This is a genomic window from Aeromonas rivuli, from assembly GCF_020149575.1.
Taxonomy (GTDB): domain Bacteria; phylum Pseudomonadota; class Gammaproteobacteria; order Enterobacterales; family Aeromonadaceae; genus Aeromonas; species Aeromonas rivuli.
In genome coordinates, this window is the sequence record NZ_CP079742.1 from 1,300,506 (window position 1) to 1,315,114 (window position 14,609).

The 14,609-nt window shown below is 57.7% G+C and carries 12 protein-coding genes; 1 reads left to right on the top strand and 11 read right to left on the bottom strand.

Annotated elements, in window-relative coordinates:
- Nucleotides 1-22 precede the first annotated feature (22 nt).
- From KYK33_RS06250 to KYK33_RS06295, 10 genes are all read right to left on the bottom strand, one after another.
- Entirely contained in the window at nt 23-1,051 is a 1,029-nt protein-coding gene (locus tag KYK33_RS06250) for a helix-turn-helix transcriptional regulator (RefSeq protein WP_224432407.1), read from the bottom strand.
- Nucleotides 1,052-1,373: 322 nt separating this feature from the next.
- Nucleotides 1,374-2,582, bottom strand: a complete 1,209-nt coding sequence (locus KYK33_RS06255; RefSeq protein ID WP_224432408.1) for a tyrosine-type recombinase/integrase — start codon at nt 2,580-2,582, stop codon at nt 1,374-1,376.
- A gap of 252 nt (nt 2,583-2,834) precedes the next feature.
- Nucleotides 2,835-3,605: a chitin disaccharide deacetylase gene (gene chbG / locus KYK33_RS06260; RefSeq protein WP_224432409.1), complete on the bottom strand. Its 771-nt coding sequence runs from the start codon at nt 3,603-3,605 to the stop codon at nt 2,835-2,837.
- A 48-nt stretch (nt 3,606-3,653) separates the two neighbouring features.
- Nucleotides 3,654-5,000, bottom strand: a complete 1,347-nt coding sequence (locus KYK33_RS06265; protein WP_224432410.1) for a 6-phospho-beta-glucosidase — start codon at nt 4,998-5,000, stop codon at nt 3,654-3,656.
- A 155-nt stretch (nt 5,001-5,155) separates the two neighbouring features.
- Nucleotides 5,156-5,983 (bottom strand): transcriptional regulator ChbR, encoded by an 828-nt coding sequence (chbR, locus tag KYK33_RS06270; RefSeq protein ID WP_224432411.1) that lies wholly within the window; start codon nt 5,981-5,983, stop codon nt 5,156-5,158.
- A 32-nt stretch (nt 5,984-6,015) separates the two neighbouring features.
- Nucleotides 6,016-6,369: a PTS N,N'-diacetylchitobiose transporter subunit IIA gene (gene chbA, locus KYK33_RS06275; RefSeq protein ID WP_224432412.1), complete on the bottom strand. Its 354-nt coding sequence runs from the start codon at nt 6,367-6,369 to the stop codon at nt 6,016-6,018.
- A gap of 56 nt (nt 6,370-6,425) precedes the next feature.
- Nucleotides 6,426-7,808 (bottom strand): glycoside hydrolase family 1 protein, encoded by a 1,383-nt coding sequence (locus KYK33_RS06280; protein WP_318010419.1) that lies wholly within the window; start codon nt 7,806-7,808, stop codon nt 6,426-6,428.
- 54 nt (nt 7,809-7,862) lie between these two features.
- Entirely contained in the window at nt 7,863-9,215 is a 1,353-nt protein-coding gene (gene chbC / locus KYK33_RS06285; protein ID WP_224432960.1) for a PTS N,N'-diacetylchitobiose transporter subunit IIC, read from the bottom strand.
- 19 nt (nt 9,216-9,234) lie between these two features.
- Nucleotides 9,235-9,555, bottom strand: a complete 321-nt coding sequence (locus tag KYK33_RS06290; protein WP_224432413.1) for a PTS sugar transporter subunit IIB — start codon at nt 9,553-9,555, stop codon at nt 9,235-9,237.
- Nucleotides 9,556-10,742: 1,187 nt separating this feature from the next.
- Nucleotides 10,743-11,999, bottom strand: a complete 1,257-nt coding sequence (locus KYK33_RS06295; protein WP_224432414.1) for an adenylosuccinate synthetase — start codon at nt 11,997-11,999, stop codon at nt 10,743-10,745.
- A 169-nt stretch (nt 12,000-12,168) separates the two neighbouring features.
- On the opposite strand from KYK33_RS06295, the gene KYK33_RS06300 reads away from it, so the two are divergent.
- Nucleotides 12,169-13,137 (top strand): LysR family transcriptional regulator, encoded by a 969-nt coding sequence (locus KYK33_RS06300; protein ID WP_224432961.1) that lies wholly within the window; start codon nt 12,169-12,171, stop codon nt 13,135-13,137.
- A 168-nt stretch (nt 13,138-13,305) separates the two neighbouring features.
- On the opposite strand, the gene KYK33_RS06305 is transcribed toward KYK33_RS06300, so the two are convergent.
- The gene (locus KYK33_RS06305) at nt 13,306-14,577 is read right to left on the bottom strand and encodes a TAXI family TRAP transporter solute-binding subunit (RefSeq protein WP_224432415.1); all 1,272 of its coding nucleotides are present in this window, start codon (nt 14,575-14,577) and stop codon (nt 13,306-13,308) included.
- Between the last annotated feature and the right edge of the window lie 32 nt (nt 14,578-14,609).

Genomic DNA, 14,609 nt, shown 5'->3' on the forward strand with positions numbered 1-14,609 from the left:
ACAGAGGTCGATCGGTACATGGTCACGAGTGAGGCTGGTGACCCGGTTCTGAGTAAAGAGTTCGTAAGTTGTTCAACTTCTGCCGTATTTCATCAACCCAAACCTGAGGCGAATAGATCCGAATGTTGTCGTTGAGCCCAAAAATCCACCACAAGGTCTCTCGATCCAGCGTTACCTGTGCGTGCAACCGCTTCCAGGTCTGGTTGGGGAGATCGCTGAGGCTCTGAACTGTGCTAAGCGGAGTCTCGCTGAGCAGGATGGCAATCTGTGGGTGTACGTCAGCAATCAATTCGGTCTGTACATTGGTTTGTCGATGGCTGAAAATTCCAGTGTCGATATAGTCATCGACGTCGAATGTGGCGTGCAAATCTGCAGCTTTATCTAGCACCCGGATCTCACATATGCGATGCAGGGCAAACTGTCGAAGATCGTCGTAGCCATCCACCGATGCCACCAGATAACTAATGGCATGTCGTGACACCAGCCCGGCAGGATGCAGACGGAAATGCTTGAGCTCATTTTTGCTACGGCTCTGGTAAGCCACTTCCAGTATTCGGTGTTCCAACAAGCCGGTTGAAACATCTTTCCAGACCTGCGGTACAATGTCGGCAGGAATCAAGACTTTACCACTAGGAACCGCTCTGACCCTCTTTGCCCAATCCGCTAAGTCGTTTTTACCAAGAACGCCTAAAAAGTTTCGGGCGCGCCTGAATTGAGGGGCTAGCTGGTCCAGCACTGCTTGTGGGAGCAAAGTGGTCAGATGCCTTTCGGAGAAGTAAAGCGCCAGAGCTGTTGGGGTATCCATGTCCTCCAATTTCAGCGGCGCGTCGCGTGTGAAACTCCAGCGAAAGGGAAGCTCACTGTCATCGCACTGTAGCGAGAAGGGGATTGATAAACTGTTCAAATCTCGCTGAACGGAGCGCAGCGTCACAGTAAAACCTTTATCTTGGAGCTTTTCCAAAAGTGTCGTTGTAGCAATACGCTGTGGCTCGGTGGGAATCAGCCGCAGTAATGCAAAATGGCGCAACAGCGTGTCTTTTGTTTGAGACATAGCAACTACCTTAATGGCCAAGACTGTTCTTGGCATCTCGTTTGGGGCCATTATATTCGCGATAGAAGGCCTAGTCTTTCTGTAGAACTACGCATGTTCCGGTCATTACAAATGTATCTTTTATAAGAGACTCCACTCTTGCAGTTATTGTCCTTATCGGGGCGACAAACTGTGTCGCCCAAAAGTCTTGCGAGTTCAGTTCACCGATATCAGAACGTAATACTCTGGCGCTCTCGGGACATTGGTTTGGAAATCTGTCATCTACTGCTTGGAAAAACAAAAAAAGAACATAGAAGGAAGCGGCCATCTGGCCGCCTTCTTCTTATTCCGTTGGCAAATTGCCGGATACAAACTCAGCCCACGTATTCATCATTGGACGCCGCAGGTCCAGCAGGTCAGTACGGTGGTACGCAGCTTCTACCTTGTTTTGCACGGTATGGGCTAACGCTCGTTCAGCGAGGTCTCTTGAATAACCTTGTTCACTACACCAATCTCGAAAGCTCGAACGAAAGCCATGAGCAGTTGCCATTCGACCAGGAGTACAACTCTCCGCTTTAGCTCTTCTCAGAAACATCGTCAGCACAGTGTCCGAGAGCGGCACTTGATCCCTGGGGGAAGGGAATACCAGCTCATCATGCAATCCCTGTAATCCCATCAGGATTTCGACGGCACGAAGAGATAACGGAACACGGTGTTGCTGTTTGGCCTTCATACGCTCAGAAGGCAGAGTCCAGATTTTTTCCTCCAAGTTCACCTCAGACCATTTCATGGCTCTGACTTCACCAGAGCGGCAAGCTGTCAGGATCAAGAACTCCAACATCGAGCGGGTTACATCGTATCGTTGTGCTGTTCTCAGATGTTGCTGAACAAAAGCAGGTATATCACGCCAGGGCATAGCTGGCTGGTGTTCAACCCTCACTGATTTGCTGGGTTGGGCCGGTAGTAAGTGACTCACCACATCCACCGGGTTTGCAGAGGTATAGCCGTGAGCCCATGCCCAAGCCATTACTGCGTGTAGGCGTTGCTTAACACGGCTTGCCGTTTCCGGGATCGTCAGCCATATCGGTTGCAGGACTGAAGCGATATGAGCTGGAGTTATCGCATCAATGGAGATAGCGCCAATGGTAGGAAAGGCATATTGCTCCAATGTGGTGATCCATTGTTTACCGTGTTTGGGGTTCTTCCAACCTGGTAACAAGCTTTCGTAGACCAATCTGGCAGATGCTTCCAACGTCGGGATTTTCGGCTTGTTCTGCTCCTGCAGCCGGACCTCTAGCGGATCCAGATTATTCGCCAGCTGTTCCCGCATTGCCTGTGCGTCTCGAGCTGCGTCAGCGATGGAGATCTCTGGATAAGTGCCGAGACCTGCGTTACGCCGTTTCTTCGTCAGTGGGCTGACATAGCGGAATACCCACTTGCCTCTACCCTTGGCAGTAGAAGGGTGTAGCGTCAACCCGGTGACACCACCATGAGCAAGGGGTTTATCTTCAGGCTTGATGCTACGAGCTTTGGTATCGGTGAGGATTGCCATCGGGTAACCTCCTTGAGAATTGAATGTGCCACTCAGTATGCCACCGCGTGTGCGCAGTGGTAATATGTGATTGGGATAGATTGGACAGTATTTGTTTCTAACATACTGATAGTAAATGGCTTACTGGATTGGTGTGGAGTTAGTTGGACTTGATTGCGGCGGGCACCTCCTCCGCCATTTATTGAAGTCAAAAAGGCCACCCAAGGGGTGGCCTTTTTGCATTGGATGTTTTTGTACTTGGGTGGTCAGCCATTATTGCGATGACCAATCTCGATAACTGCACAGGCGATAGCCTCGCTCGGCGATGAGGGCTGGCAGGGCCGGGTCGGTGAGGATGGCAAGCTCGGTGAGCCTGGGTTGGTGATAAGTGCTGCGCTGCACCTCGAGATCGATAAAGGCAGGGTGGCACATGATCTCCAGGGAGTTGACCCCTTGTTCATTGGCGTCATCCAGCAGTTGCAGCAACAGCTCCCGGGTGAGTGATTCACCATAGAAGCGGCTGTCAAAACGCTGGCAACTGAGCTCATGGTTGACGGTCAGGCCGTGACGGCGCACCTCCTCCCGATCGATGCGCATCGCAATGCCCTGCTGGTGGGCGAAGGCTTCCACCAGGGGATAGAGGCTCGGCAGCATATGCACATGGTGATGGCTGTCGATGTGGCTGGGCGAGCGGCCAAACAGGGTGACGAAACGGTCGAACTGCTGCCTTAACTCTTCCATGATTTCCCTTGCGACCAGCAGACCCTGCTCGTTTTTTTGCCAGATGCTCTTGTCCAGCTCGCCCTTGGCATTGACCAGGCAGGAGAGAGGAGAGAGCGGCTTGCCCCAACTGAGCACGAAGTGCAGTCCGATGGGCAAGTCCGGGAAGCGTTTGGCCAGCCAGGCCGCGTGTTCTATGGCCGGGGAGTTGACCATGGCGGTGGTCGAGCTGACCACCCCATGCTCGAAGGCTTCCACTATGCCGTAGCTCTGGGCAGGGCAGAGACCAAAGTCGTCGGCGTTGATAATCAATCTTTTATGCATCTCTATCTCCTGTATTGCCCCGCCGATGATCAACGGGGCCCAGTGTTCTCAGGCGAGATCCGCAATGGCGGCGGCAAACTTGGGCAGGTGCTCGCGGTGGGCCAGCAGCAGCTCCTGGGCAACGATTTTTGCCTCGTTGTCCGAGTGGATCAACGGATTGAGGTTCATGGCCAGCAGCAAGTCATCGAAGGAGCCGCTCAAGGCAGCCTGGGAGGCGGCAATCTCGAAGCTCTTGATGAGGTGAATGAGCCCGTTGACCTTGTCGTCGAAGCGGGTGAGGCGCGGGTGGGGAATGGCACCATCACGGCCCACCAGGCAAGTCATCTCGACGGTCCAGTCGGCCGGAATGTTGGTGACATGGCCATGGTGGGGAATTATCACATACTGTTCGCTGCGCTTGTCGTTATGGATGGCGCTGATCACCTCGCAGGCCGCATCCGAGTAGTAGGCGCCGCCGCGCAGCTCCAGCTCCTTGGGCTTCTCGTTGAGCTCAGGGTTCTGGTAGAGCTCAAACAGCGTCTTCTCCACTTTTTGTACCACCTGGGCCCGGGCGCCGCCCTTGTAGAATTCGCCCATCTCGATCCCCAGCATCTCTTTCTCTTTGAAGTAGTAACGCAGGTAGGAGCAGGGCAGCAGGCGCAGTCCGCGCATCAGGCTCGCATCGAAGGGCAGATCGAAGATGTTCTTGACCGAGCTGGAGCTGGTGAGGCTGCCGTCTATCACTCCCTCAAGCAGTTCATCGAAGCGCGATACCCCATTGACCAGCACGTCGCCGATGAACACCAGGTGATTGAGGCCGAAGATGTCGATGGAGAGGGCGTCCTCTGCGCTGACCTTGAGGGCGTCGCGCACAAACATCTGCATGCCGACCGGAATGTTGCACACCCCGATGAAGCGGCGGAACTGGGTGTGGCGATGCACGGCTTCGGTCACCATGCCGGCCGGATTGGTGAAGTTGATGAGCCAGGCATCCGGGCAGATCTCCTCGACGTCCCTGATGATGTCGAAGATGACGGGGATGGTGCGCAGCCCCTTGAACAGGCCGCCCGCGCCATTGGTCTCCTGACCCAGCAGGCCGTGGCTGAGGGGAATGCGCTCATCTTTTTCCCGGGCTTGCAGCTGGCCGACCCGCAGCTGGGTGGTGACGAAGCTGGCACCTTGCAGGGCGGCGCGGCGATCCAGGGTCTTGTGCAGCGTCATGGGGATGCCGGCTTTGCTGATCATGCGCTGGCAGAGGTCGAAAATGATGTCCAGTTTCCCCTGGCCTTCGGGGACATCGACCAGCCACAGCTCGTCGATGGGCAGCTCGGCGTAGCGCTTGATGAAGCCATCGACCAGCTCCGGGGTGTAGCTGCTTCCGCCACCTATGGTGACCACTTTAAGCGTCTTGTTCATAAACACCTCTTTCATCATTTTCAAATTGGGTTGAATAAGGGGCCGCCCTGCATCTGGGGTGCAGTGGGCCGCAGCCACCTGTGACAGGGGCCGGTCAATCTGGGACAGCTGTTTTGCAACGCGCTGTTTTTAAATAAAAATATGGTTAGCCCATCTCAGACTGGGGTCTCAAATTTCGGATAGAGATATTTGCGGTAACTGCCCGGGGTGAAGGAGGTCAGCTTCTTGAAGTTTTTGATAAAGAGGCTGACATCGTTGTAGCCGGTCTCGAAGGCAATGTCGGCCACGGAGTCGTTGGTGACTTCCAGCTGCATCTTGGCGTAGTTGACCCGGATCTCGTTGATGATCTGCATCGGCGTCTTGTTGTAGTAACGCCGGGTGGCACGGGTCAGGTACTCCTGGCTCTTGCCGGAGAGATGGATCAGATTGGCCAGGGCATCTTCGGCAAACAGCGGGCGATCGTGCATGCGCTCAACCGCCTCATGGAGCCAGAGCGGCAGATCCTCGCTGGCCGAGGCGTCCTTATGGTGGCGCAGCCGGTTCATCACCGAATAGGTCACCCCTTCGAGAAATTCGGTCAGCGCCTCTTCCCGAAAACCGGGGGAGACCAGCACCGACTCGATATAACTCAGAAATTCATGCTTGAGCGGATAGGCCTGGGACGCCACGAAGTGCTCCGGCAGCAGGTACTTGAAGTGCTCGTCAAAGTAGCTGCGGCTGATCCCGACGTTGAAAATCCGGGTGGTGCCGAACTCGTAGAAGCTCTGATGGGATGAGCCCAGCGGAATGAACACCAGATCGCCGCGCTCGAGCAGTACCCGCTTGCCGTTGACCTCCTGATAGTAACGACCGGTCAACACCAGGGTGAACTCGTAATAGTCGTGCTGATGCAACCCGGTTCCGCTCACCTGCTTGTTGTAGATGAACATGTGGAAGGGTCTGTTGTTGAACAGCTCGTTTTCCCGGATGGTCTTGACGCTCATTATTCGCCCCTTATGGCTGGCCGATGCCGCTGTTACTTGCCGAGCAGCTTTTCGTGCACGTCGATGAGTTCGTTGATGAGCTCCCGCGCCAGCATGGAGGTCATCAGGTGATCCTGGGCATGCACCAGCACCAGGGTGACCGGGATCTTGCCCTCGCCCTGGTCGCTCTCAATCAGCTGGGTCTGCACCAGGTGGGCGGCGTTGAGGGCCTCGCGGGATTGGGTCATCAGCAGGCGGGCGGCGGCCATGTCGCCCTCCTTGGCCTTCTTCAGGGCGCTGTAGGCCAGGCTGCGTGCCTGCCCCGAGTTGATGATGAGCCCCATCACCACCTCTTCCATGTCATCGCACGTCGTGGTCTCTGCCTCTATGTGGTCCATATCGAACATCTCTTTATCCCCTTGATTACGGCTAGTTGATTGAAAGCGGTTTAATTGAATCTCACTTAATTGAAACCATGATTGCGTGCCACCTCGGCGAACCAATAGCCACTCTTCTTGATGGTGCGGGTCTGGCTGTCAAGATCCAGCCGGACCAGGCCATAGCGATTCTTGTAGGCATTGAGCCAGGACCAGTTATCGATGAAGGTCCAGAGGTGATACCCGCAGCAGGCGCTGCCCTCTTGCAGGCCGCGATGCAGCCACTCGAGGTGACCACGAATGAAGTCGATGCGGTAGTCATCCTCGACCCGCCCTTCGGGCCCGATGAAGCGATCTTCCCCCTCGACCCCCATGCCATTTTCCGAGATGTAGCAACGGGGGTTGCCATAGCCAAGGCGCAGCTCGGTGAGGATGTCGTAGACCCCTTTCTCATAGATCTCCCAGCCCCGGTGCGGGTTCATCTTGCGACCCGGCATCTGGTAGAAATCGAACAGATCTTCGGGGGTGTGCGGCGCCCCTGCGCAGGGCTGCTCCTTGGCCTTGACTCGCCGTGGCTGGTAGTAGTTGATCCCTAGCCAATCCACTCGCCCGGCACTGAGTAGCGCCTTGTCACCGGCTTCCACCTCTGGCAGTAAATCATGCTGGCGCAGCAGAGCGACCAGCTCGGGGTCATAGCTCCCCTTCAGGGCCGGATCGAGAAAACTCTTGTTGAGCAGCAAGTCGGCCCAGCGCGCCGCCTGGCTGTCTGCCGCCGAATCGGATCTGGGGTAGGTGGGGCTCAGGTTGAGAATGATGCCAATCTCGCCACTGGCATGGGCATCGCGAAAGGCCTTGACCGCACCGGCATGGGCCAGGGCGGTGTGATAGGCGACAGTGACGGCGCGGCGAAAATCCACCACACAGGGGTAGTGGAAGTGGCCGAGATAGCCGCACTCGACCGGCACTATGGGTTCGTTGAAGGTAAACCAGTGCTGGATGCGCGAGCCAAACAGCTCGAAACAGATGCTGGCGTAACGCACATAGGCCGCCACCACGTCCCGGCTCTCCCAACCGCCCTGCTCCTGCATGCACAGCGGCATGTCGAAGTGGTAGAGATTGATGAAGGGGGTGATCCCCTCGGCCAGCAGGCGATCAAAGACCGCATGGTAGAAAGCGACCGCCTGCTGATTGACCTCGCCCGTCCCGTCCGGGATCAGCCGGGACCAGGAGATGGAGGTACGAAAACTGTTGTGATTGAGCTGCTTGAGCAGTGCGATATCGCTCTCGAAACGATCATAGAAGGTCGAGGCTTGCGCCGGGCCTATGCCCTGATGGAAGCGCGTCGGCTCAAGGGTGTGCCAGTAATCGAAGATGTTGTCGGACTTGCCATCTCGGCTGGAGGCTCCCTCCGCTTGGGGCGCCGAACTGGCACTGCCCCACCAAAAATCATCCGCAAAGCGATACATCATCATCTTCTCCTTCGGCTTGAAGAGGGAGGAGTCAGGCTCCTCCCGGGAGTGTCATCAGAATTTCAGGGCCAGGGCGATATCCTCTTCGCTCTCCTGTTCTTCCTCGATAACGGCCTGGGCCTTGTTGGCAATCAGCACGAAGGGGACATACATCAGGGTGGCTATCCCTAAGTTGAATATCGCCAGCAGGGCTGCGGCTATGCTGCCGTTGGTGTTGAAGAAGGCCCCCAATCCGGCTGGCATGGTCCAGGGCGCCATGTTGGTGATGGGCGGGATAAAGCCGGTGTTGTAGGCAAACAGGGTGATGGTCGCCAGCACCGGTTGCACCATCACGAAGGGGATAAGCAACACAGGGTTCATGATGACCGGCAGACCAAACAGGATGGGCTCGTTGATCTGGAAGATGCCGGCGGGCAGACCCAGCTTGGCCACCTGACGGTAGTCATCGCGACGCGACACCATGAACACCGCCAGGATGAGGCCTAACGTTGCACCCGTACCGCCGAGGAAGATGTAGGAGTCGAGCATCGGCTTGGTCCAGACGTGGAAGGTCTTGCCGGCGGCGATGGCGGCTTCAACGGAGCCGTATTGGGTATAGAGGGCGACGTTTTCCAGGGTGAAGGGCACCAGAATGCCGTTCTCCAGTGCAGACAGCGCCAAAGAACCATGGACCCCGAAGAACCAGAGCAGCGGGGAGAAGAGCACATAGACCCAGCCGACCAGGCCACCCATGTTGGACAGGGGGGTGGAGATGGTGTCCATGATGATCTGGTGGAAGTTGGTGCCCTCTGTCTGGAGCAGGTAGGCGACTATCCCCATGATGGAGAGGATGATGAAGCCGGGGATCAGCGCCGAGAAGGAGCGCGCTACCGAGGTCGGTACGCTGTCAGGCAGTCGGATCACCCAGTTGCGGCGAATGACGAAGGCAAACATCTCGGCCGAGACGAGACCAATGATCATGCCGGAGATGATGTTGGCGCCACCCAGCCAGTTGGCACCGACCGCATAGGCCTCACCGACGCTGAAGGGGGTGACCGTCATGAAGGCGGCGACCGAGAGCAGACCGGCCGAGAGGGGATCAACCTTGCGCTCTTCTGCCATGGCATGGCCGATGAAGAAGGGCGCCATCAGGGACATGATCCCCAGGGTGCCGTTATAGACGCTGCCGCCAATGCTCTTGAAGCCGTCCAGGGTGGCTATGGTGGCGGGATCGAGTCGCACCCCCATGGAGTAGAAGAAGGATCCCTCCCCAAAACTCAGGAAGACATTGTTGATCAGGACGAACATGGCCCCGGCCAGGGTCAGGGGCATCAGTTTGATGAAGCCATTCTTGATGGCGTTGACATGAGGCTGTTTACCCAGCTTGACGGCAATGGGCAATATGGCCTTTTCCAGGGATGCGATCATGGTGCTCACGGTGTTCTCCTTACTGAGTGAGGCTCTTCTTGATGGATGCGACGGCGGCCTTGAGGACCCCTAACCCATCGACCTTGCCATAGAGCAGGGAGTCGATGACTTCGACCGGCTTGCCCGGCAACAGGGTCTGGATCTCAGACAGCATGTAGGCAATCTGCGGGCCCAGCAGCACCAGATCCGCATCCTGCCCCTTCTCGGCTGCCAGGGTTTCCGGGTAGGCATCTATCTCCACGGGCACATCATATTTCTCAGCCTGGGCCTTCATCTTCGAGACCAGCAGTGACGTCGACATCCCGGCAGAGCAAAACAGGTAAATCCGTTTCTTTTCCATAACCACTACCTCACGATTAAAAACCAGTTGTATAGGGGGGATGAAGCTGTCTCTTGCCGTCACAACCTATGGTTAACTAATCATCCCTCATTGACATCATTGTAATGACTTACAGATCTAACTGATATTTCGCGTATCAATAAAATAGTTCCATATTGACCCGTTACTTTGGCGCCGTTCACGATCTCAAAGAATGGAAAAATAAGGAGTCATATGGGTTGTTTTTTAGTGAGGTTTGATTGTTATAAAAACAGATATATTTCAATTGCTTAGTTTGATTTTCGTCGTTTCACCTGCTAAGGCGATGAAAGCTGCCAATAATCGGCTGTGGTTCACACTTTCAGATTAATGGACTTAGCTTGATGTTGGTCACAATGCTGACCTTGGGGAAGAGGTAGTAATCATACGCTGTTGTTGACCAGCCCCTGAGCCCCTGATCCCCTTGTTGCGTTGGGGATCCTGGGTGACTGGCATGTTCTTGCCACCGATGACCATCGGATATCAGCGCAACCCTTTGCCTCTTCTTCCTTATGCTTGACCCCGATACTGTCCATCCTGGTTACGCCAAGGTCATGGGCGCGCAAGGCTCCTGGCCAGATCCGGCCATCAACCACCAGCGCAGAGGCGCTCATAAAAAAAGCCCTGAGGAGCAGGGCTTTGAACTGTTGCTGAAACAGGGGCGACTCAGAGGGCGGCAACGGCTTCCCGTACCAGCAGGGCCAACTCGTCCTTGCACATTGCTCGGGTCCACGTCAGGCATAGGGATGTGAACGGCGTTGCGTGATGACCAGAGGTTAAAGATGGCAGTGCTCCAGCCACGATTAACGTGCCGCCGCGGGTCAGGGAAAGGAGAGGTACGCAGATCAGGTCGAGTGCCTGCTTGCTACAGGCGGTGAAGCGGCTGGGAGAGCGGTTCTCTCCTCACGGCCGACACCGTTGAAGCTGAATGCCTGGTCCATCAGCTGGCCTGCCTCGATGGAGGATGGCATCAGTCTGTTGAGGCAGGGGAAAGGCGGTGTCACTGAACGACTCAATCCCATCCCGCGTACATAGGCACCATTGTGAGTCTGAGCGAGTTTGTGATGGCGGGCTCTCAAGGGATGGCGCTGAGGAGTCCGGGGTGAAGACATAAAAAAACCGACACCCGGAGGTGTCGGTTTTTATCTTGCCAAGGGCGCTGAGGCGGCTTAGCGCAGTATCATCTGCTCGCGACCCGGGCCGACGGAGACCATGGGCACCGGCACACCCAGCAGGGCTTCGATGCGCAGCACATAGTGCTGGGCAGCCTTGGGCAGGTCTTCGAACTTGCGGATGTGGGAGATCTCTTCGCTCCAGGCTTCCATGGACTCGTACACCGGCTTCAGACCGGCGGTCTGCGGCCAGATCGGGTTCTCGGTGTTGGCGCCTTCGTAGGCCACGCAGATCTTCAAGTCCGGCATGCCGGAGAGGCAGTCCAGCTTGGTCAGGGCGATCTCGTTGGCGGCCTGGATCTCCAGACCCTGCTTGGTGGCGACCGCATCGAAGTAGCCGATGTCACGGGGACGGCCGGTGGTGGCGCCGAACTCGTTGGCGAACTTGCGGAACTCTTCCTGGTTCTCCATGGCGGTGATCAGGGTGCCGGTACCGACAGAGGTACTGAACGCCTTGGCCACGGCAATCACGCGCTCGGGGCGCAGGGCCGGCAGGCCGCCACCGATCCCGGCGTAGGCGCCGGAGACGTGGGAGGAGGTCACCCAGGGATACTCACCGTAGATCAGGTCACGGCCTGCGCCCAGCTGGGCTTCGAACAGCAGGGTGCCGTTCTGGGCCTGAATGGCCTTGAGCGGCTCGCTGACGTTGCAGACGGCGTCGATCCAGGGGGCGGACACTTCCAGCAGCCAGTCGGCCATCTCCTGGGCGGTCTGGCTGAATTCGAAGCTTGGGTAGAGCGCCTTGAGCTGCGGCAGTTTCCAGTCGAGGAAGAACTGGATGCGTTCGACCAGTACTTCCGGCTGTTTCAGCCAGCCGACCAGGATCGCTTTTTTCATGACCCGATCACCGTAAGCCGGGGCAATGCCCTGACGGGTGGAGCCGTAGGCGCCATCGCCCAGACGGAGTTCTTCCAGGGTATCTTCCAGGGCGTGGATCGGCAGGCAGAAGGTGGCTCGGTCAGAGATGGCCATCTTGGGATTGACACCGGCGGCCTTCACTTCGGCCAATTCCTTGGTCAAAGGCTCTGGGCTGATGACCATGCCAGGGCCAAGCACGACCAGGCAATCGGGGTTGAATACGCCACTCGGCAGCTGGTGCAGCTTGAAGGTGCCCAGGTCGTTGACGACGGTGTGGCCGGCGTTGTTGCCGCCCTGAAAACGGATGCTGGCGGCGGATTGGCCTGCCAGATAATCGACGATGCGGCCTTTGCCTTCATCACCCCAGTTAGCACCTACGACTACGATAGACGACATGTGACTTTCTCCTAAGACGTTAGGCGTTCATCCTAGGAGCCTGGGGCGGATTAGAAAAATTAATTATCTTTATAATTCCGATAAGGAAGTCATATAATTGTGACCAATTTATCGGCAAAGACCCGCCATGACGCGCCACTGCGCGCCTGCCGCGGGCGAGAGTGACCCCATGTTGGATATTCACTGGCTCAATACCTTCGTCACCCTGGCGCGCTTGCAGCACTTTGGCCAGACGGCGACCGAACTGCACATGACCCAACCCAATGTCAGTCTGCACCTCAAGAATCTGGAGCAGGCGACCCGGGTGAGGTTGATCGAGCGCAGTCCCTTTCGGCTCACCCAGGCGGGGGAGCGCTTGCTGCAAAGCGCCGAGCGCGCCATTGCCGAGCTGCAACTCTGCCAAGCCGATCTCAATGCCCTGGGGCAATTCAGCCAAGGCAAGCTGGCCATCGCCGCCAGCGACATCATCTCGCGCCTGCTGCTGATCCAGCCATTTCAGCGTTTCAAGCAAGCCTTCCCCGGCATCGATCTCACCCTGTTCAACACCACCTCGGATCAGGCCGCCGAGTTGGTCAAGGCAGGGCGGGCGGATCTCGGCTTCGTGATGGCGCAAAAGCGCAGTGAACCGCTGTTCTATACCGAGCTGCAACAGGTGACCTGGTGCGCCCTGGGTCAGGGATTGAGCCGCTGGCAAGCCAGGGTCAGGGCGGGGCAGAGCGATCCCCTCGACGAGCCGACCCTGATCTTGCTCGGTCACGACACCCGCACCCGGGCGCTGATTGATCCCTCCTTGCCCCTGCTCGGGCTGCCACCCTGTCGCATCATGGAGGTGGGCAGCGTGGATGCCCAGCTCGACTGGGCCGAGGCGGGGTTCGGGGTCGCCATAGTGCCCGACTTCTCCTTGCACCCGCGGCTGAAGCTCACGGCGCCGGTCAGCGAGCTGCACGATTTCCCCAGTACCAGCCTGGGCTATGTGGTACGCCAGAATCAGGTGTTGTCCCGGGCCATCAAACAGCTGCTGCACTGGGTGGAGGAGGAGATACAGCGGCCCCATCCCTATCTGGGGCTGGAGTTGGCCTTGAGTGAGCAGGCCAAGGAGGGACAGGCCAAGGAGAGCACAGGGGGAGGAGATGAATAAGCGGTCGATGGGCCAGCCAGGGGGGCGATGGGTTTAGATGGGCAGGCGCGATGCATCCCATCTGGATGGCGACTGAGCGGATCCTCACCACATAACAACGGCCACCCTGGGGTGGCCGTTGTTTCATCGGGTAGTGCGGTTATCCGCCCAGCGGGCCTGACCGCAGACTCAAGGGGCTGGCTGAGCCGCTGATGGCTGAACGGCGTCGCTCACCGCGGGCTCCTGGCCAGCTGGCACTGGGTTGCTGGCGGCCGAGGCTGGTTGCTCTGTCTCGACTGGGGCGGGGACTGTGCCTGTTGCCATGGCCACTGGTGCGGATCCTTCGACGGCACCTTCTACGGCACCTTCGACGGCATTATCCACTTCGGTCGGGGTTGATTCGGTCGAGACAGCCCCGGAAACCAGGGTGGTGGCGTCGGCCGATGACGATGAGAGCTCAGGTTGCAGTGACGCTGGCATCAGGCTCGGCAGTGTGGCATCGCTTGCCGGGGGCGCATTGGCATCATCCAGCATGGCGGCATGGGGCGGTGCCGGAGTCGGCGCCATCATGCTCTCCTGGGTGAGCGCGATCAGGGCCGGGTGCAGGCGAGTGAACTGCTTGAGCCGCGCGTCCATGACCCGCCGCAGTTGATGTACCGTCTCGGCGGGCAAGGTATCGAGGGCCACCAGATCTGCGTACACCGCGATGGTGGGTAGAGAGAGTGTCTGGCCCGGATAGAGGTTGGCCGCGATGCGACCCTGCTCGTAATAGGTTGAGCCCTCGATCAGTTGATTGATTTTGGCATCCTCGATGGCAACCAGCCGTGCCTTGCAACGGCCGGTCAAGTCCGAGATAACCTGACTCGGTTGACCCGCGACCACGAAGGCGGCATCCAGGGTGCCATCACACAGACCTTGCAGGCGATCGGGCCCCTGTTCGGCCACGGTGCCGAAATCCTTGCTCTGCCAGCCCATGGCCTCAATGAGGGCCATGATGGTGATCCTGTCCCCCCCGTTGGCACTGCCGAGATCGACCCGCTTACCCAGCAGATCCCCCAGGCTGCTGATACTGCTCTTCTCGCTGACCAGCAGGGCGACCGACTCGCGATGAAGCCGGTAGAGGGTGCGCAGTGAGGCATCTGGGCCCTGCTGTGCGAAGGGGCCAGTGCCATGCACGGCGTGATAGAGCACATCGGATTGCACCAGGGCGAGTTGGCTCTTGCCACTCGCCAGATCGCGCAGATTGGCGAGTGAACCCTTGGTGCTCTGCACACTGCAGTGCAGGTTGTTGTACGCGCTATCTTCGTTGAACAGGCGACAGAGGGCGCCACCGACAGGGTAATAGACGCCGGTGAGGGCCCCGGTGCTGATGGTGAGGTAGCTGTCAGCGGCCTGGGCGTTTGTTCCCCAGCAGAGCAAGGCAAACAGGGGAGCGAGCAGGGTAGATATTCGTGGGCGCATAGATAACCAATCAGGAAAAAGGGGATGGGCCA